An 18,337-nucleotide genomic window follows, 5' to 3' on the forward strand; every position below is an offset into this window, starting at 1 on the left:
TATCTCCTACTATTCCTAGATGATTAAATTTAAATAATCTCTCTAATTTTCTGAAATTATCTTGTTCTTCTTTAGTATACATGTTAAATTGGTAACTATTATTGAGAATATTGGGACAAGAAGTTCTAATCTTTTAGATATTTTGACTCCCCATTATTATGATGAAGAAAAGAGTGACGACATGACAAACAGCAGAAGTATTGAAACAAAACTTGTACAACTTGGCAATTTAAGTGATCCGTTAACAGGTGCTGTTAACCCACCAATCCATTTATCGACAGCGTACAAACATACAGGTATCGGTGAATCCACTGGTTTTGATTACACACGGACAAAAAATCCAACTCGTGCACTATTAGAAGCCGGAATTGCGGATTTAGAGGGCGGAGATATGGGCTTTGCCTGTAGCTCTGGTATGGCGGCGATTCAATTAGTTTTATCATTGTTTAAGCCTGGTGATGAATTAGTGGTGCCTGATGATTTATATGGTGGTACATATCGACTTTTTAATTTCTTTGAAGAAACATATAATATTAAGCCTGTCTACTCAAAATTCGAATCGGTTGAGCAGGTAGAAGCATTAATCACCGACAATACGCGTGCCCTATTCATTGAAACGCCGACAAATCCGCTTATGCAGGAATTTGATTTGAAATTATATGCGGAATTAGCTCACAAGCATGGAGCATGGTTAATTGTCGATAACACGTTCTATACACCTTATTTCCAACGTCCAATCGAATTAGGTGCAGACATTGTCATTCATTCAGCAACTAAATATATTGGCGGTCATAATGATGTGTTAGCTGGTTTAGTCGTCGCTAAGGGTGCTGAATTAGCAGAACGCATTGGCTTTATTCACAATGGTAGCGGTATGGTATTAGGTCCGATGGATTCCTGGTTACTTATTCGCGGATTAAAAACATTGCATCTTCGATTAAAGCAGCACGATGCAAACGCAAAAGCAATTGCTGCCTATTTAGAGGAAGAAGAGCTTGTAACAGACGTGCTCTACACAGGAAAAGGTGGTATGCTTTCATTCCGCTTGAAAAAAGCCGAGTGGATTGACCCATTCCTTCGAAACCTGAAGTTAATTACATTCGCTGAAAGTCTTGGTGGTGTTGAAAGCTTTATTACATATCCTGCTACTCAAACACATGCGGATATGCCTTATGAAGAACGTATTGAACGTGGAGTTTGTGACCGATTACTCCGCTTCTCTATTGGCGTTGAAGAAGCTGAAGATTTAATTGCGGATTTAAAACAAGTATTCGATACCCTTAGAAAAGAGGCTTAATGATGAAGCAGCATATTGAAACAAGTTTAATTCACGCAGGTGTTCGTGACGGCTATGAAAATAAAAAAGGTGCAGTCAATGTGCCTATGTATTTATCATCTACTTTCCATCAGGAGCGTATCGATGAATTCGGCGAATATGATTATGCACGTTCTGGCAACCCTACGCGGGATGCATTAGAAAAAGCAGTAGCAGAGCTTGAAGGTGGGGTCAGAGCTCATGCATATTCTTCTGGAATTGCCGCAGTATCTGCAGCATTAATGCTATTATCTCAGGGTGATCATATAGTTATTACAGAGGATGTTTATGGAGGAACTTACCGCTTCGTCTCAAAAGTCTTACCACGCTTCGGTATTTCACATACTTTCGTCGATTTCACAGATTTAACGGCGGTAGAAGCTGCCATTACACCAGCTACAAAGCTTCTCTATATGGAAACACCGTCGAATCCAACACTTGGCATCACAGATATCCGTGGAGTAGTAGCACTTGCCAAGCAGCATAATTGCTTTACGTTTTTAGATAATACTTTTATGACACCTTTACACCAACGCCCACTAGAGCTAGGTGTCGATGTTGTTATTCATAGTGCTACAAAGTTTTTATCTGGGCATTCCGATATTATTGCAGGATTAACAGTCACTGCTGATGAAAAGATCGCTCAGGACCTTTACTTTATCCAAAATTCATTCGGCAATATATTAGGTGTACAGGACTGCTTTACATTATTGCAAAACATGAAAACAACTGATGTGCGTTTTAGTCGATCTACTGAATCGGCACAAAGGATTGCGGAGTTTTTAGATACAAACGCTCTTGTCGAGCAAGTATACTACCCTGGGCTTGCATCACATCCTGGTTATGAGATTCACCAAAGTCAGTCAACTAGTACAGGTGCAGTATTATCCTTCCGCCTCCCTAGCTATGAAGCTGCAAAAGCACTTGTAGAAGCGATGAAAATTCCAGTGTTCGCTGTCTCTTTAGGTGGCGTAGAATCGATTTTATCCTACCCTGCTAAAATGAGTCATGCAGCAATGGAGCCTGAGGAACGTGCAAAACGTGGTATTACTGATGGTTTATTACGTTTCTCAGTAGGGCTTGAGCATGTTGACGATCTGATCGCGGATTTCGCTCAAGCATTGGAGGTTGCCGCAAAGACAATATAATAGAACAAACGCGTTTCCCAAATTTGGAAACGCGTTTTATTTATGACCTTCTAGATGATTCAATTGTTCACACGAGCTAGTACTCGATATAAATAATCTCCATGTCCCTTCGCTAGTGTTACTTTTTGTTCATCTGATATCCAGTAAAATGAAAATTCTAAGTCTGCCTCGTTTACACCTGTCGGACAATGCATCCACGAATCTCGTTTTTCATTTGCCGTTAAATGATAAAAATAGCGCTTTTGTAATACCCCTGAATGATGATTAAAATAATCTTGGGCAATTAACCCCTTCACTACTAAATAGTCTAACCCCGTCTCCTCCAACATTTCCCGAGTTACTGCTTCTAGCGGTGTTTCCCCTTCCTCTACCGTGCCTTTAGGAATTTGAATCCCTGCTCCTTCTGTATTTTGCTCAAATACTAGCACTTGTAACTGACCCTCATGCTCTCTCGTAATATAGCCAAATGCTTTTTCAACAACTTGCATGAAGTCATCCCCCTTTTCGTGATTCATGTTACAATAAATAGAAAAATTGGAATTGCAGGTGATAAGTATTGAGTTCAATTATACGATATATGCAAAAGAATGACATCATTTCTGTACAAGAAATTGCCAAAAAGAGTTGGCACCAAACATATGAAGGAATTATCCCTCCTAAGGTTCAAGATCGTTTTTTACAAGCCGCTTATAGTAGAGACCGATTGCAAGGTCGTTTGGAAAAAAGTTTATTTTTAGTTGCTATAATTGGAGAAACGATTGTAGGTTTTGCCAATTTTTCAAATGTTGTAAATGGAGAGGCAGAGCTTTTCTCGATATATTTACTTCCTGAAACTCAAGGCAAAGGAATTGGTACAGCCCTATTACAGGAAGGGATCAAAATGCTTCCAGATTTAACGTCACTTTTAGTTTGTGTAGAAAAGGAAAATACGATTGGTATGAACTTTTACGAGGCAAAGGGCTTTAAAAAAATAGAGGAATTTGACGAATTATTTGATGGTCACTTATTGAAAACAGTTAAACTTACCTTAACACTAACTGCTTAGTGCAACGGAGTTAAAACTTACTCCGTTACACATTTTATATGTAATCTAAGCAAGATGGATTTGCTCTGATTGGATCACAAGTGCTGTTAAGCCTGAATGAGTCCCAGATTCATGGGCCTCTCCTGTTTGCCAAAGAACACCTTCTCCAGTCTTTAAAATTACTTTCTCTTGATCCTCACCACAAACCCATCCTTCTCCTTGAATGACAATAAACAACTGTGGTACAGGCGCCTCATGCATCCCAACAACACCACCAGGTTCTATATAAATGAAGCCAATATTAGCAGGCCCCACAGTCTTCATGATTTTCGTATAAAAAGCATCTATCGATTGATAATTATTGATTTGATTGGCCAATTCTTGTGTGAAATTATATTTTTCCATGTAATTTGCATGCTCCTTTCTCTTATTAAAAGCCAAAATTATTATTTGCAAACTATTTTATACATTAAAAACAACGTCTATATATTCATTGTCATGTAGCTTATTTTCAAATCCTTTTTCCAACTTTATTTTTACGATTCTACAATAGCTGCTCGACATCATCATAGGTAAGTCGGAATATTTTTGTATCAGCCGTAATACTCATAAAATACTCTTTTACGTTTTCTAATCCGAATTGCTGTTCAAGGGCTGACCATTCATCAGGCGTTAGGAAAACAAAGCCTAATGTATCTGAGCCTATTGATTCCATCCACATGCGGATTTCATAATCAGGCTTTAAAATCTCGGTTAAGGCAATGATAGTTGGATCACAGCTATCATCCTCCTCCATCACCACAAGAGATTTTTTATCACCATAGATAATATATACATCAACACCTCTCTCATTGTTTACAACATGCTCATACGTTAACTTCCCTGTGTTTAATAGTTTCTCGCTATAATGGACAATATCAGCATTGTCTTCACACCAGTCAATCCAAAAAACGTGTTCCGCTAATTTTTCATCATCAGGATTCGTTAAATAGTTTTGAATAAATGTAATATCTCGCATTCCATCACCCTCCTTTAAAAACACTGTAAAACTACCCATGCTTTATCAAATTGTTTATTTTTACAATCTTCCTCACGTATCCAGAAGTACAATCTGCCACTATCGCCCCACATAAGCCCTAAATCATCCTCCGTATCAAATTGGAGTAATAATCGCCAATCAGTTGCGCCTGCCTCTAATTCCTTTCGCAAAGGATCGTTATACCCTGTTGAGTCTCCACAATATAAACCATTTGTCACCAGTTGGCATTCTAAATACATGTCACCTTGAATCGCATCTGGATATCCGTCTATGCGATGAGTTGCCATAGACAAATCATCTTCCTCCATCCACTCGTATTCAAAATCTCTGTAGCTATCAGCTTCTTCTTCACTTAATATCTCTTCTAAATACATCGAGTATGGTGAGTCCCATGATGGAAGTGTCATTTCATTCTTAAATTGTAGCGCCGCGCCGTCGATGTTACCATGCTCGTATAATGATACAGGAATTTCCTTTCTATTCAGGCTACTAGTCTCTTGAGAGAAAAAGAAAACTTTAAAGCCATCGTAATCTTTCGGGTCGTATCCCCAAGGTTGCTCGACAGCATCATAGAAAAAGGAAAGCACACCATCCGTAGGTAATAAGCTGTTTGTATCATAAGCCTTGATTTCTGCTAGATTTAGTTGGCAAAGAAAATACAACGGTCTATTGTCTTTTGTATGTGGCCATGAGAAATCAGATGGTACATCCGGACAGCCACTAACTTTTGAGCCGCCAATCTGTATTTTTTCTTCAGGTATTTGATTTACCATCATTCGAATAGATTCCTTTGCGAGAGGTAATAATTCCTCCGCTTTATGCTCTAAGCCAAATTCCTTTAATCCCCTTTTTAGTTTTTCTACGCTACTCAATTTACTTTCCCCTCCTATAATTATATTTATTTTTTCATATATTCATTTTATCAGAACAAGAATGAAAAACCCCATAAATTAACAGAAAATAAAAAAACCCAGAATATATTCTGGGCTTGATGACACTTACTTTTCTAGCATGATTAAAACTGTCGGGCTTTTGCTTCACTTCTCAAAATACGGTTATGGAGAGTAATCTCCGTTTCACCATTTACTTGAGATTTTGAATGCTTAATCCTAGACCAGTTGCGGTGGATTTTTTGAGATTTTGGGTCTAAATGTTCGAACCTACTCATTCGCGCCATCCTCCTCATCAATATAGATTTCATAAGTGAAACCTTTTTTAGTATGACCTTGCGATTTAAAATTATTCAGTTTTCGATCCCCATACTTCTTGCAATGTACTTCTAAATAACGCATCTAATTTTTGTGTAGGATCTTCCACTTTAACGCGGAGGTTTTTACAGTATGTCTCAATATGCTCTATTTCTTTATCTAAATACTCATTAATATTTTCAATACGTGGCTCCATATTTAGTTCGTCACCAGCCATTTTCCTCTGCAAAAGTTGCTCAATTTCGGTTTTTAAAGGACCTTCAGAGATAATTGCATTTAACAATTCCTGAAAATCAATTGGTGGAACCGTATTGTTTTTCTCTATCCATTTACATGCTAAAACTGGTCTGAGGACATAGAAATATTTTTTTATTTTCACTTCTGATCCCTGTAAATACTCTCGATAATTGTTTTTAGCCATGTTTAAATAGTGATATAAACTTGCATTTGGATAAAATACTTCACTTTCCAGTAATAGTACATTGTCAATAAATGAATATTGTTGGTCATACACTATATTGCTTCGTAACCATTCTAATAGCGGTGGATTACTTTTGCGAAATAGCCTTAATGCCTTTGTTATTTCCCATCCACTAATATCCAACAAATCATTAATCGGTACTTCTATAACATCCCTCTTAGCACCAATACCTTGAGGGTCAATTGAAAGATACCACTGAGGTTGATGAATATATATAAAACGAACATCATAATCACTATCCTTGGAAGGAAATCCCCAAGCACGACTACCTGATTCTACTGCATATAAAATTTTCACTTGATACTCTTTCTCAATTTCTTTTAATTTACTTAGTATAACTTCCTTCATGTAAATACCACTTCCCAAATTTAGTCTTCTAAAGTATCTGATTTGTATCAACTTTACCTGTATGATCACATACTCTCAGTTGGTTTCTACCGCTTTCCTTTGCAATATAAAGTGCTTGATCCGCCTTGTCAAGTAACTCATAAAATGTTGAAATGTTTTTAGAATGACCGTACCCTGCGATGCCAATACTCACTGTCACATTGATCTCAACATCATCCGCATAATAAGGATAATGTTCAACATGCTTCCGAACTCTTTCCGCTATCTTTACTGCGCTCTCTAACGTAGTATTTGGAGATAAAATGACAAACTCCTCTCCACCATATCTTGTAATAATGTCGATTTTTCGCACAGAATTTGAAATGATATTTGCGACGTGTTTTAGGACTTCATCACCGATTAAATGCCCATATGTATCATTGACCTTTTTGAAAAAATCAATATCAATCGCTATACATGAACAATGATTTTGTTCCTCTAAACATTTCTGAAAAACAAGCTTTCCATGTTCAATCAAATAACGGCGATTATACAGCTTCGTCAACTGACAAGTAACTGATAATTTTTTTAGTAAGATTGTATCCGTTTTCACCTTAGCACTCATTTCGTTGAAGGACGAACAGAGCTCCTGAAATTCATGTGCATAAGGTGCCAGCTGTTGTTCATCTATTTGATAATCATAAAATCCTTGTTCTACTTTTCTAACGCCTGTAAGAAGCTGTTGAATTGGTTCTTCAATTTTTTTAGAAAGATGTAACATCATTTTAATCGTAAAAAACGAACCTACGACTAAACAAAATGTTATCAATAAAATTCTAATGATGAATGGTTGATACGCCTCAAACAGACCTATTTCTGAGATGATAAACCATTTTCCTTCATTTATAGGCTTACTTTTTGCAAGTACTCGCTTATTATTCGCATCTTTATAAAGCTCTAGGTCACTTATTGTATTTTTTTTAGCTGCGTTCAGGATATGCTCATCCACTAAATAATTGCTAGAAGTCCGTTGCTGTTTATTATTAAATTCTGTAAGCATAGTACCATTCTGATCTATAATATAAGCTTTTCCTAAAAAGCCAACTCTTGATTCATGTAGCAGTTGATCGATTGTGTCTAAATTTACTGCACCAAAAACTACACCGTTGAATTGTTGTTGTGCAGTTAAAATCGGTGAAGCAAATGCAAGAATAGGCTTCTTCGTAACTTTACTAATTAAAATATCTGTTATATATGGTTGTTTCGTCTTTTTAGCAACCTGAAAATACTTACGATTCTTTACATCCATTCCAACACCAACACCAGATGTACTATATTCAGTAACGGTATCAAATTGTACGATGCCTTCTTTATTAACGAATATTATGTCGGTAAAATCTGTTTTTTCTTTAAAATCTAGAAAAAAAGCTTGCGATTTTTCATAATTATAGCCCTTTACAAAATCTAAATTAGCTAATGTATGTATATCACTGGATCGTTCTGATAACCAGCTTTCAAAAAAATATGTTTGAGCATCCAAATAGTGCGTCATCTCTTCATTCTGATGCTGTATAGTTTCCCGATATTCAATGTAAAGCGTTGGAATAAAAATACATAGACCAATAATAAAAGTAATCCATAAAAGCGCTCGATGAAGCTGACCTTTTATCGTGTTTGGTCGTGGAAATTTTTTCAAAACCCTCAAAGCAATAACCTCCAAATTAATCTAAATATTTCCTAAAAAATGGGCAATAAATAGTATTTTATTCATTAAAAATACCACAACCGAATGATTGTGGCAGTGAGAAATTTAATAGTTGATAAAAATTATTGCAATAAAATTTGGAGAATTGTAATAAATACAGCAGCAACAATGGGCACTATTTTCAAAGAAGTATAGCCGACTGAAGATGTACATATCGGCTCTAACGGATCCTTCGTTGGTGAAGCTAAATATTGAAGAAAACGTTGCCAGCGACTTTTCTTGTATGTCATTAGCTGCTTAGGAATCTCCACTTTATCTTGATCTAAGCTGTCTATTAACCATTGTTCCTTTTGAAATTCATCCTTAAGCATCGAAATCCTCCTTTAGCTTTTCCTTTAAAGTCCTTACCGCATTATGTAGCCTTGATTTAACTGTGCCAAGTGGAATGGACAAAATTTGTGCAATTTCCTCTTGTGGCAAATCATGATAGTAAACGAGCAAAATAACCGCTCGTTGCTTTTCGGGTAATTGAAGTATCGCCTCTTGTATCGTTAATTTCTCGTCAGCAGACATTCGATGACTGGACGTCGGTACTAAAAATGGGAAGAGCGTACGCCATTTTTTGCGCCGATTCAATTTATTAATCATTAAGCGATAAGCAATTTGAAATAAAAAAGCTTTGACCGTACCCTTTTGCTCATCAAAATCTTCTTTTATATATTGTAAACGCTCAAAGGTATCTTGCACAATATCAATGCTTAGCTGATCTTCCCGAGTATAGCGAAATAAAAAGCAGTACAATGGCTCATACAAACGACTATAGAGGTGTTCAAAGCCCTCGACTTCGCCGTTTTTATAGGCCTCCATCCACTCCTCATTGCTTATCATCTAGCTCATTCCCCCAATGAGCCTTAATAGACTTCAATGTCATGGACACACGTGAAACTAAGTATGCGACTATTACAATGACCTATGCTTGCGATTGATTTGTAAAAAATTGCACGTATGGATTTTCGATCGTTTGAGAGAATGACAAAAGCATGTTTAATGCCTGCACACAAAGTATTGTATATATGGCTATAACGAGCGTTAACGTATCAAAGACATTCCAACGTAAATAAATGGTTGTTTTTTTATAATTAATTTTTCCATTTTCGCGAACAACATATTTTTTATTCATCGGGATTGTAATTCCCAAAATAATAATAGTCCAAACGCCAACTACAATTAAAGATACAATAAATCCAATTCCCATAAAATCACCTACTTACTTGTATATACTTTTTTAGCGATGGCTGCTAGCACCAAGCTAAGAATTGTTAAAATCATTAAATACTGATATTGTGGAAGCCAAGTTTCACCTATTAAATTTAAAGACACTTGCAAGCTATCAAATAAATATAGCATCGGATTCCAGATTAAGAAAATAAAATAATCCTGGGGGTTTTTTTTCGCTAATGTTAAAAACATCGTTGACATTTGTATTGAAAACATAAATATCAACATAATCGGTTGCAACATACTTGTTGCCACTCTTTCATTTTTAAATAGACCAGCCAATATAAAACTCAATGGATATAATGCCAGTAACACAAAGTTACTCATTAAAATAATTAATAAAAATGAAGATAATGAAATATCAATAATAAAAGAGTAGCCAATGAGTAGTAACACTAAGAATAGATTTAATAAAGTAAAAACACCTATTCCCATCCCTATAAAGTAAGTGTGTGGCTTAATGCCTGTACGTTGCACCCATTGGAGGGTTTTATTGGCTTTCATATCCGTTAAATAGATTGTAGCACTAGAAAAACAAAAGAAGAAGATTAGCATTATTATAGAAATCGGTAAAAACTGACCTTTAATCAAAAAATCATATGATTCTTCAGTCATCGCGCTTTTAGCAAAAAATGATATTCCTAAAAAGATATAAGCTGGTAACAAATTCCTAATAGTCATTCCTAGGCTACGAATATTTTCTAACATATACATGCGTGCAATTTGTTTCATCATCCTGCTTTTCCTCCTAAAATTTGACCTGTCACTTCATAGTAGAGACCTTCGATTCCCGGCAATTTCGCCTCTGTGTATTTTTGATAAAGCTCATCCTGTGTGTTATTTTCAATGAGTTTTCCGTCTTTTAAAATCACTACATAATCAAATAACGATTCTAATCCTGCCACCTCATGACTAATAATGATGATCATTTTGTTACGGTGACGAATTTCACCTTGTAAGTAAAACATCAATTGCTTTTTCTTCGTTAAATCTAAATCAGCAAACGGCTCATCTAAAATGATAATTGGTTTATTTAATAAAAAAGAAAGGAAGATCGATACTGCTTTTCGCTGACCGCCTGACGCATTTTTCAACAATAGGTGGTCATAAGTCGGTAATCCTAATATTTCATATAGTTCTCCCAACTCAGCCTTATTGTTCGTCAATGTAGTAAAAAGAGCCATTACTTCACGAATTTTAAGATGCTGATAACTCGAAAAAAATTGGTATTGAAGCGCAACTTGTTCTTGTACATGTTGAGACGCTTCATTGAATACAATAGTACCTGCATCAGGTTTTATATCTCCAGCTATACATTTTGATAATGTAGATTTACCCGCTCCATTTTGACCTAATAATAAATAACAATACCCCATTTTAAATGTGGCCGATACACCATCCAAAACGTTCACACCATTATATTTTTTCACAATATCCTTCACAATAAGCTCCAAAATAATCCCTCCTTATTACTATGTTCACTGACTATACAAACGGCAAATAGAAAAGGTTCATTTTATTTTTAAAAAAATGAAATGAAATTATATATTTCTATAAAATGATTTTTTATGTAAAATACATAATTGTTGGGAATTAAGTAAAGATAAAGGAATATCATCTTAATATGGCTCTGACGAAAGATGTTTGATGAACGGTTAGGGCAAGAAATTTTTATCTTGTTTTCCTGCAAGATTAATAATACTAACTTAAAAGGAGTTACCTAAGTGCGCGATTTTGAAGAACTTAAGTATTTTTTAGAACCTCATTTTGGTTTGAAAATAGGATGGGAGCTAATCGAATACGCTGTTATTGAACATCGACAATTAAGTAAAAAAGAACGATCCAACTTCAAAAAAGAACTTTTATATATGAAAGAACTGTTAGAACAAAAGCAATTTGAAAAAATACAACAAATTATTAAGAAAAATAACTTAGAAGATACAAAGCTTTACAATATTGATAAAATACAAAAATTTATTGATAAGATTTTACCTATTATAGAGAAATATGAATATAAAAAAGGTATCCCTTATGTCCCCTTTAAAGCTTTAAACTATTTGTTTGATACAATTATTACTCCACCTAAAACAAAATTATCTTTCGACTTTATTGCTATAGATATTAAAAGAGAAGGAGATACATTTATTCATCATATCTTGCAAGATTTAAAATATGTAGAAAAAGCCTTTATGGAGAAAGATGAAGCTAATATTCAAAAGTTACTACAACTTTCTAGAGAAAAAGGGATTACTATTTTTGAAACACAAGATCGAGATAAATTTATCGAAGTAGTTACGAACGAATTAAGTTATTAAATAAGTGTGTAATTGGTAAGTGTTATTTCAGTTGAACACAATATGCCTTACCTTTCGGATACACGCAAAAAGACCTCTCACAGTGGAGGGCACTGAAAAACTTATGTTTTCATAAAAGCGAACTTTTTTCAGATAAAAATAAGGCACTTCTTGTTCAATTTTGAACAGGAAGTGCCTTATTTCTGTCTCTATTCCTTATTCATTTTCGTTTAGTAGCTTTAATATCCGTTTCAAATTGACAGCGAATATCGTTGTAGCACCTTGAATTTCCATGCTAAATAGACCCGATGCCGTATCGTACCCGTGTCCGTTTTTTAATTCACTATTCTTCGCTTCTACTTTGTAGCGATTTGCGGCTAATTGCTTAAATGCTTCCGTATTTTGAAATGCCTCTTGTTCGGCATGTGTATCCGACTTAATTGTGACAGAATATGTTTTACTTTTTGCGCCTTCTTTATAACAGCCCGCTCGACTCCTGCGGGAAAGCGAGACAGACGAGACCCCGCACGAAGCGAAGCGTAGGAGGAGGCTCTGCGCTCGCCCGCGGAAAGCGAGCGGAATGCTTCGGAAAACAACAGTAGAGTCACAGTGCCAAATGAAAAAAGCGAGGTATTCAACGATTTAATCGTTGAATACTTCGCAATGTGAGAAGATATAGACTTTTTCAATGCCCTCCTCACAGTGGGAGGTCTGTTGTTATTTAGGATTTTATAATTTTCCAAAATTCCGTTCCATAGCTTTTATTAGTAAATCCAACAGGTATTTGTGTTTTTGCAAAGTTTTCGCCGACCTCTATCTTGTTTACCTGATTTTGTAATGGTGAGCCAAATGAAAATTCCAGTTGTAAGTCAGTAAGGTTAAACAAAATTGAATGGACGGTTCCAAAGCTTTCGTTGTAATTATGAACAGATAGTCCTTTAGGAAACTCCTTTAATAGAAGTTCTTGGATTTCTTCAACAGATCTTTTACCACTTTCCGTAAATTTCCCCTCTAAAATATCATATCTTAATTGAGAATGCTCAAGTTTGCCTGGCTCCATTTTTTGTATTGAAGAAAATAGACCATGGTTAGTGGCAATAAGATAATCTAGTTCTGCACGTTTCACTTCTTTTATTCCGTCATATGTTCCAATCAAGGCTGCGGCGCCATTTGCATCAGCTATCAGTAAATTCATATTCGTTCCTACTGGTATATTATTTACCATATTAATAGCTTCTTCTACATTTTTACAATTTTCTAATAGAGCTCTGACAATAACCATAAACTGTAAACCAGGTACTACTGATGGTCTCATACCAGGATATTTGCCAATGGGCATGCCACACGATGCATACGCAACACATAGCCCCTTCTCATTTAAACCTTCGCTCCGACCGAATGTAGAAACAGAAAATCCTGTATGAATATATTTTCCTTCGACGACCGTTGTACATAAACGCATATCTGAAATAGCGGGCGATAAATCATAATTTCTTATGACATATGTTTTACCATCCACCATTTTTCCAGGCAAAATAGCCCCTAAACTACATCCTCCAGGAATTAACCACGCATTTTGATAGAAATGTAGTTGCTCGGGCTTATATCCAAAGCCTTCCGCGAAGCCTTCTAATTCTTCATTTAAACTTGGGCAATACTGCTCTATTTGTGCTTTCATTTGAAAATAAGCTTTGTCCGAAGTTAATTTTTCCGTAAAAAATAGCGATTTCGCAAAAGGTTTTTTTTGAAATTCTCGTGCTTGATGTTGTCCAATCTCATACGAACTACCTTTAAGAAATGCAAACTGTCCTATATTTGTTGTCATTGATGTACTCCATTCTGTATGTTACTAGCAAGACGTTGTTACCTTACTAATTACAGAATAAAGTCTCCATTTACTGGAGAGTTTAGCTAATTTCTTATTTTCACAAACACTGTTGTCAAAAAATCGTTTGGATGGATCTCAATATTTGGTTTGATATTAATTGGGTTTACTACTTCGGATGGGATTAGCCCCTTTATGTATTGCTCCATAAACATCCCTTCTGTCTCAAGGGATTGTTCCGTCAACCATTCTTGCAAGCGACTATAGCCAAAATTCAACTCTGAATACGGTCCCTTTACATTTATACAAGCATATCTGCCTTCTTGTATTAGTTTAATATAATTTGCCGGTTGAGTTGCTTTTACTGGCAACAGTAGTTCAACATCTGCTACATTTTGCTTCCTACCATGTTGATGAAAAATTGCAGTAAGCTCCCCAACTACCTCTAATTGATATGCATAAATTCGTTCAAATAATTTTTGTACTAGCCTATCTATTTCTATAATATTAATTTTTTCCCGAATGAAAAGCACCTGTACTTCTGGTCGTTCTTCTATGTAACAACTTGATAATATTGGCTTTGGATTAAATGTCTCAGCGTTCTTAATAGAATTTTTCACATGGACAATATTTTGAATTTGTTCAGCGATCATTTCTTGTTGGTGCTCTAATTCCTGAACTTTTTTATCTAATCTTAGCTCTAAATCTTGCTTATCATTTTCCCCTTTTATAACCTGTTCAATTTCTTTTAATGAAAAATGACAATCTTTTAGAATCTGAATAGTATTCAGCTCTTTCATTTTATCGTAATCATAATAACGATAGCCGGTCACTTCATCTATAAAAGATGGCTCGAGTAACCCAATATCGCTATAGTAACGAATGGTTTTTACAGGAACATTGCATAGATTCGAAAATTTCCCAATGCTATACATAAAAGCACCTTCTTTTCAATTTAGTTTCGATTCATCATGCTATTTCATTCACCTTGAATGAATGGAAATACACCTCTCCTTGCATAGTTATTGTACGATATAATTGTAGTAATTGTTTCAGATTTAATGTACGTGAGGTGGTGAACGCCCTGCTTTAAGTCTCATCAAACAGCTTTCACACTAATCAATGTATAATCATGGTATACGTTTTAAAAACTATCAGCGATAACTTGCTCAAATACAGAAGGTGAAAGGATGCCTAAAAACGAAAAGAAGTGTGTTCATGATTTGAACATACTTCTTTTCGTTATATACTAACTTGTTTCATATGAGTATTACCTTGTTTCCGGGGGTATTTTACTTTGCCAATAAATATAGCAAGTGCAATCCTAGTTCTTTTAGTTACCATCATTTACTCCGCAAAACATTTCTAAAATATGTACTTTTAATGATTATTCAAGTGCCTCGACTGAACTATTTTGATTGATTAATATTAGCAAGGATTCCTCAATTTCAAGATTCTTGTAAAAACGATTTACAATATAATCTATATTCTCTTCAACAAATGGTTGTAATCTATTAATAACTTATAAATCTTATCCTCAAAAGACAAATTAATCATATAAATTTGTCTTTGTATTTCACTTCTACTTAGAACATCCAATTTAATATCACTATTTTGAGAAAACGAACAAACCCTTAATACTATTGGTTATCTAATATTTTTTTATCGGAACTACAAGACGACTATTATTTATGTAACTGCTAAACTAAAGTAGTCAATTATCGCTCAACAAGATTGAACATTTTTCCCCAGAATCAAACTGATCCATAGTATGATAGACTAGTTGAAGACTCTCAGAGATGTTGTGTTTGATCCTTTACTTCTATTTTTATTCACCAATTATTTTAAAATTACATATTCCAATTTGATAAGATTGTATAAACCATAAATCCACCTACTATTAAGTTCCCAATAATTATAAATAGTAAGTTTCCATGTAATTTAGTATTTTTCTTTTTCCCTAATCCACCTAACGCAGTAATCCCTATAAAAAATGACAATACAGGATATATAAAGATAAAATACTTACTGCCGTTCAAATTGGGACCGGCCATGTTGAAGGTAATAGGAATCTCATCCGATATATTTTGTACACCAATAATTGAAAACACAAAAAACAAGGCACAAAATATCCAAGGAATTATACGTACTGACTTTTTAGATTTATTCATAATAATCTCCATTCTCTCCCGTGTCCGCTTCACGACACAAACAGTAATGAAAACGAGTGAGCGGGACACTTTATTTTTTTAATAGATTTTTCAATTAATTGCGATCTTTATTTAGCTTACTTTTTTCAGTAATATTTATTAATTTCGTTTTCACACTACTCTTCCCCAATTAAATAGGCTCACCATTTATTGTTTTAGCATATAACTTGCTAGTTACGATGCCCAAGCATAAAATAATAACAACATCATATATGCCTACTATCGAACCTGACCATAGTACTCTTGGAACTGCTGCAATGAGTACCAGAATCATTCCACCTAACATCCCCAATAAACTTGATACACTCCGCTTTATTACTTGGAGCTCTGATTGCCAACTATAATTTACATATCTTAAATTAATAGCAATTCCGTATACTGCTGAAAATACTGCAAATGCACATGGAAGAAGTACTAATATGATGGAATCAAATAATGTTGCTCCAAACACTCTTCCGATTATTATTCCGTTTATAATCGTAAGAGGTATTGTAACCGTAAGATTAACAAGTATCTTACTCTTTACAACCATTTCTTTCGACAATGGAAAAGTTTTGATCATCCAAATATTTTTACCTTCAAGTGAAATAGACACGCTACTTGTATTTGATAGACATACCATCAATGACAATATATACGGTGTTATTTCATACAGAATCTCTACTGTATTAATATTATCTAACGGAATTTTTTCCATCACTTTTGTGATTGAAATCATTAAAGAAATCGTAAAAATAACCATCATGAACATTCCGAATGCTTTGTTCATTAAGTACATTGCGGACGAAAATAGTCGCTTGATTTCTTTCACATATAATGCTTTTAAAATACTTGATCTTTTTAATATTTTTACTTCATATTTTTTGTTACTACTCATTGATCGAATTTTAGTATTTAGTCTTTTGTATACAAACGAAAGACCAATAATGAAAATCACTGTTAATACTAATGAAACTGCTATATATATAAGAAAATCTTCCACTTTTCCTGTTTCCAGTATTTTATTATACAAATAAAACATTGGATACACTTGGTTAAACTGATTCAATACATTTGTTAATATCAATTTCATATCGCTTGAATCAAATTTATAACCACTCAATGTTGGTGCTAATACTAAAAATAAAAAAATACACATATAGCTAATTGAAGAAACCGCACGAGAATATTTTGCTCTCGATGAAACTTCTAAAACTAATATACTAACAATTGACGCTACAATTGATGGTACTAATGCAACTGTAAGTATTCCAATCAGTATCTTTATCCAAAAAACTCCGCTTACTGTTCCTGTAAAGAAATATACTGCTCCCATTAAAAGCATGATTATTAAAGATACTACCGTATTCAAGAAATATATATAAAAGAATCTACTTACAACTATTATTGATGTTTTAATAGGAAGTGACATTAATGTGTCATAATCTCTTTTTCCAAATAACTCATCACTAGCATTAAAAAATGCTATAAATAATGATATAAGAGTACTCAATAAAAATGAAAATGCAAGTATGTGTTCTCTCATATTATATTCATTCAGCATATATCCAAGACTTGTAAAATACGCTAGCAAGATAACAATCGGAAGAGATATACCGATAATAACCATTTTATCACCAATGCTGGCTTTACCTTTTAGGGTATTAAGTCTCGCCTGTGAAATAATCCTAACTTTTAGAAGAATAAGAAAATGACTCATCTTTTAACTCCTTCATAAAGAACTCTTCCAATGTTTGATTTTGTATTATTTCATCCATCGTACCACTATAAACTAGCTTTCCACGATTAATCATAGCCACCTTATTACAAAGCTTTTCTGCAACATCTAAGACATGTGTTGAAAAAAATATTGCATTCCCTTTAGCAGTCATTTTCTTCATTATCTCTTTTAAAACAACTACTGCTTTTGGATCAAGACCTACAAATGGCTCGTCCAGAATCAAAAGCTTTGGTTCATGAATAATAGCTCCAGTTATTGCTAACTTTTGCTTCATTCCGTGAGAATAAGAGGATATTAGATTCCCTAGACTTTCTGTTATTCCAAACATTCCAGAATATTCTTTTATTCTCTTTACTCGAACATCTTCCGGCACTCCGAAAATATCTGCTACAAAATTTAAATACTGGATTCCTGTTAAATGTTCATATAATTCGGGACTATCAGGAATATAAGCAAATTTCGATTTGCATTCTAGAGGCTCTTTCTTAATAGAATGGCCATCAATATAGATGTCGCCTTCCTCAAAATCTAGGATTCCTACTACTGATTTGATCGTTGTACTTTTCCCTGCTCCATTATGACCTATAAATCCAAAAACATCGCCATTTTCTACAGATAAACTTATGTTATCGACAGCTTTCTTTTCTTCTTTATACACTTTTGAAAAATTTTTAATATCTAGGATTCCCATTCTTTCATCTCCTTATCTTATTATCTAATGACCTTCGTAAAGCTTTCGTGGAAATCATAACAAGTAAAAAAA

22 protein-coding genes and 1 pseudogene are annotated in these 18,337 nt (G+C 34.5%); 4 read left to right on the forward strand and 19 right to left on the reverse strand.

What is annotated here, in order from left to right:
• Window positions 1-181 precede the first annotated feature (181 nt).
• Window positions 182-1,297 (forward strand): methionine biosynthesis PLP-dependent protein, encoded by a 1,116-nt coding sequence (locus ACFTQ7_RS02520; RefSeq protein ID WP_349661410.1) that lies wholly within the window; start codon window positions 182-184, stop codon window positions 1,295-1,297.
• Window positions 1,298-1,299: 2 nt separating this feature from the next.
• The gene (locus ACFTQ7_RS02525; protein WP_386827097.1) at window positions 1,300-2,463 is read left to right on the forward strand and encodes an aminotransferase class I/II-fold pyridoxal phosphate-dependent enzyme; all 1,164 of its coding nucleotides are present in this window, start codon (window positions 1,300-1,302) and stop codon (window positions 2,461-2,463) included.
• Window positions 2,464-2,522: 59 nt separating this feature from the next.
• Here ACFTQ7_RS02525 and ACFTQ7_RS02530 read toward each other — a convergent pair whose 3' ends face one another.
• Window positions 2,523-2,951 carry an NUDIX hydrolase gene (locus ACFTQ7_RS02530; protein WP_386827098.1) on the reverse strand — a complete coding sequence of 143 codons (429 nt, stop codon included), beginning with the start codon at window positions 2,949-2,951 and terminating at the stop codon, window positions 2,523-2,525.
• 68 nt (window positions 2,952-3,019) lie between these two features.
• On the opposite strand from ACFTQ7_RS02530, the gene ACFTQ7_RS02535 reads away from it, so the two are divergent.
• Entirely contained in the window at window positions 3,020-3,508 is a 489-nt protein-coding gene (locus tag ACFTQ7_RS02535) for a GNAT family N-acetyltransferase (RefSeq protein ID WP_386827099.1), read from the forward strand.
• Between the two features lie 45 nt (window positions 3,509-3,553).
• Here ACFTQ7_RS02535 and ACFTQ7_RS02540 read toward each other — a convergent pair whose 3' ends face one another.
• The 11 genes from ACFTQ7_RS02540 to ACFTQ7_RS02590 all read right to left on the reverse strand — a co-directional run bounded on the left by ACFTQ7_RS02540 (window position 3,554) and on the right by ACFTQ7_RS02590 (window position 10,979).
• Entirely contained in the window at window positions 3,554-3,892 is a 339-nt protein-coding gene (locus ACFTQ7_RS02540) for a cupin domain-containing protein (protein ID WP_386827100.1), read from the reverse strand.
• A 139-nt stretch (window positions 3,893-4,031) separates the two neighbouring features.
• Entirely contained in the window at window positions 4,032-4,505 is a 474-nt protein-coding gene (locus ACFTQ7_RS02545) for a hypothetical protein (protein WP_386827101.1), read from the reverse strand.
• A gap of 14 nt (window positions 4,506-4,519) precedes the next feature.
• Window positions 4,520-5,398, reverse strand: coding sequence for a YwqG family protein (locus tag ACFTQ7_RS02550; protein WP_386827102.1), 879 nt, complete (start codon window positions 5,396-5,398; stop codon window positions 4,520-4,522).
• A 143-nt stretch (window positions 5,399-5,541) separates the two neighbouring features.
• Window positions 5,542-5,694 carry a YpzG family protein gene (locus ACFTQ7_RS02555; protein ID WP_068984661.1) on the reverse strand — a complete coding sequence of 51 codons (153 nt, stop codon included), beginning with the start codon at window positions 5,692-5,694 and terminating at the stop codon, window positions 5,542-5,544.
• Between the two features lie 71 nt (window positions 5,695-5,765).
• Window positions 5,766-6,563 (reverse strand): nucleotidyltransferase domain-containing protein, encoded by a 798-nt coding sequence (locus ACFTQ7_RS02560; RefSeq protein ID WP_386827103.1) that lies wholly within the window; start codon window positions 6,561-6,563, stop codon window positions 5,766-5,768.
• Window positions 6,564-6,591: 28 nt separating this feature from the next.
• Window positions 6,592-8,247: a sensor domain-containing diguanylate cyclase gene (locus tag ACFTQ7_RS02565; RefSeq protein WP_386827104.1), complete on the reverse strand. Its 1,656-nt coding sequence runs from the start codon at window positions 8,245-8,247 to the stop codon at window positions 6,592-6,594.
• A 122-nt stretch (window positions 8,248-8,369) separates the two neighbouring features.
• Window positions 8,370-8,618, reverse strand: a complete 249-nt coding sequence (locus tag ACFTQ7_RS02570; RefSeq protein WP_386827105.1) for a hypothetical protein — start codon at window positions 8,616-8,618, stop codon at window positions 8,370-8,372.
• A complete protein-coding gene (locus ACFTQ7_RS02575; protein ID WP_386827471.1) occupies window positions 8,611-9,114 on the reverse strand; it encodes an RNA polymerase sigma factor in 504 nt (167 codons plus the stop codon). The genes ACFTQ7_RS02570 and ACFTQ7_RS02575 overlap by 8 nt, the downstream gene beginning before the upstream one ends.
• A 103-nt stretch (window positions 9,115-9,217) precedes the next feature.
• Entirely contained in the window at window positions 9,218-9,502 is a 285-nt protein-coding gene (locus ACFTQ7_RS02580) for a group-specific protein (protein ID WP_386827106.1), read from the reverse strand.
• 8 nt (window positions 9,503-9,510) lie between these two features.
• The gene (locus ACFTQ7_RS02585; RefSeq protein WP_386827107.1) at window positions 9,511-10,260 is read right to left on the reverse strand and encodes an ABC transporter permease; all 750 of its coding nucleotides are present in this window, start codon (window positions 10,258-10,260) and stop codon (window positions 9,511-9,513) included.
• A complete protein-coding gene (locus ACFTQ7_RS02590) occupies window positions 10,257-10,979 on the reverse strand; it encodes an ATP-binding cassette domain-containing protein (RefSeq protein WP_386827108.1) in 723 nt (240 codons plus the stop codon). Before ACFTQ7_RS02590 ends, ACFTQ7_RS02585 begins: the two co-directional genes overlap by 4 nt.
• Window positions 10,980-11,249: 270 nt before the next feature.
• Here ACFTQ7_RS02590 and ACFTQ7_RS02595 point away from each other — a divergent pair, with 270 nt between their 5' ends.
• Complete coding sequence (locus ACFTQ7_RS02595) at window positions 11,250-11,840, forward strand: hypothetical protein (RefSeq protein WP_386827109.1); 591 nt, start codon at window positions 11,250-11,252, stop codon at window positions 11,838-11,840.
• 195 nt (window positions 11,841-12,035) lie between these two features.
• Here the strand turns inward: ACFTQ7_RS02595 and ACFTQ7_RS02600 are convergent.
• The 7 genes and pseudogenes from ACFTQ7_RS02600 to ACFTQ7_RS02630 all read right to left on the reverse strand — a co-directional run.
• Window positions 12,036-12,311: pseudogene (locus tag ACFTQ7_RS02600) on the reverse strand (transposase); the annotation flags it as partial.
• A 229-nt stretch (window positions 12,312-12,540) separates the two neighbouring features.
• The gene (locus tag ACFTQ7_RS02605) at window positions 12,541-13,644 is read right to left on the reverse strand and encodes a C45 family autoproteolytic acyltransferase/hydrolase (RefSeq protein WP_386827110.1); all 1,104 of its coding nucleotides are present in this window, start codon (window positions 13,642-13,644) and stop codon (window positions 12,541-12,543) included.
• Between the two features lie 86 nt (window positions 13,645-13,730).
• Entirely contained in the window at window positions 13,731-14,579 is an 849-nt protein-coding gene (locus ACFTQ7_RS02610; RefSeq protein ID WP_386827111.1) for a MerR family transcriptional regulator, read from the reverse strand.
• A gap of 452 nt (window positions 14,580-15,031) precedes the next feature.
• Window positions 15,032-15,163, reverse strand: a complete 132-nt coding sequence (locus ACFTQ7_RS02615; RefSeq protein WP_386827472.1) for a protoglobin domain-containing protein — start codon at window positions 15,161-15,163, stop codon at window positions 15,032-15,034.
• Between the two features lie 331 nt (window positions 15,164-15,494).
• Window positions 15,495-15,815: a hypothetical protein gene (locus ACFTQ7_RS02620; protein ID WP_386827112.1), complete on the reverse strand. Its 321-nt coding sequence runs from the start codon at window positions 15,813-15,815 to the stop codon at window positions 15,495-15,497.
• A 169-nt stretch (window positions 15,816-15,984) separates the two neighbouring features.
• Window positions 15,985-17,553, reverse strand: coding sequence for a putative ABC transporter permease subunit (locus tag ACFTQ7_RS02625; protein WP_386827113.1), 1,569 nt, complete (start codon window positions 17,551-17,553; stop codon window positions 15,985-15,987).
• Window positions 17,522-18,259 carry an ABC transporter ATP-binding protein gene (locus ACFTQ7_RS02630; protein WP_386827473.1) on the reverse strand — a complete coding sequence of 246 codons (738 nt, stop codon included), beginning with the start codon at window positions 18,257-18,259 and terminating at the stop codon, window positions 17,522-17,524. The genes ACFTQ7_RS02625 and ACFTQ7_RS02630 overlap by 32 nt, the downstream gene beginning before the upstream one ends.
• Window positions 18,260-18,337: the final 78 nt, after the last annotated feature.

Source organism: Lysinibacillus sp. NPDC056959, assembly GCF_042674095.1.
In the GTDB taxonomy this organism is placed as follows: Bacteria; Bacillota; Bacilli; order Bacillales_A; family Planococcaceae; genus Lysinibacillus; species Lysinibacillus zambalensis.

Excerpts from the sequence above, each read along its gene's own strand:
- ACFTQ7_RS02525 (WP_386827097.1), top strand. The coding sequence starts at position 1,300 with ATGAAGCAGCATATTGAAACAAGTTTAATTCACGCAGGTGTTCGTGAC.
- ACFTQ7_RS02555 (WP_068984661.1), bottom strand. The coding sequence starts at position 5,694 with ATGAGTAGGTTCGAACATTTAGACCCAAAATCTCAAAAAATCCACCGC.
- ACFTQ7_RS02540 (WP_386827100.1), bottom strand. The coding sequence starts at position 3,892 with ATGGAAAAATATAATTTCACACAAGAATTGGCCAATCAAATCAATAAT.
- ACFTQ7_RS02520 (WP_349661410.1), top strand. The coding sequence starts at position 182 with ATGACAAACAGCAGAAGTATTGAAACAAAACTTGTACAACTTGGCAAT.
- ACFTQ7_RS02585 (WP_386827107.1), bottom strand. The coding sequence starts at position 10,260 with ATGATGAAACAAATTGCACGCATGTATATGTTAGAAAATATTCGTAGC.
- ACFTQ7_RS02610 (WP_386827111.1), bottom strand. The coding sequence starts at position 14,579 with ATGTATAGCATTGGGAAATTTTCGAATCTATGCAATGTTCCTGTAAAA.
- ACFTQ7_RS02625 (WP_386827113.1), bottom strand. The coding sequence starts at position 17,553 with ATGAGTCATTTTCTTATTCTTCTAAAAGTTAGGATTATTTCACAGGCG.
- ACFTQ7_RS02575 (WP_386827471.1), bottom strand. The coding sequence starts at position 9,114 with ATGGAGGCCTATAAAAACGGCGAAGTCGAGGGCTTTGAACACCTCTAT.
- ACFTQ7_RS02570 (WP_386827105.1), bottom strand. The coding sequence starts at position 8,618 with ATGCTTAAGGATGAATTTCAAAAGGAACAATGGTTAATAGACAGCTTA.
- ACFTQ7_RS02620 (WP_386827112.1), bottom strand. The coding sequence starts at position 15,815 with ATGAATAAATCTAAAAAGTCAGTACGTATAATTCCTTGGATATTTTGT.
- ACFTQ7_RS02605 (WP_386827110.1), bottom strand. The coding sequence starts at position 13,644 with ATGACAACAAATATAGGACAGTTTGCATTTCTTAAAGGTAGTTCGTAT.
- ACFTQ7_RS02560 (WP_386827103.1), bottom strand. The coding sequence starts at position 6,563 with ATGAAGGAAGTTATACTAAGTAAATTAAAAGAAATTGAGAAAGAGTAT.
- ACFTQ7_RS02530 (WP_386827098.1), bottom strand. The coding sequence starts at position 2,951 with ATGCAAGTTGTTGAAAAAGCATTTGGCTATATTACGAGAGAGCATGAG.
- ACFTQ7_RS02545 (WP_386827101.1), bottom strand. The coding sequence starts at position 4,505 with ATGCGAGATATTACATTTATTCAAAACTATTTAACGAATCCTGATGAT.
- ACFTQ7_RS02580 (WP_386827106.1), bottom strand. The coding sequence starts at position 9,502 with ATGGGAATTGGATTTATTGTATCTTTAATTGTAGTTGGCGTTTGGACT.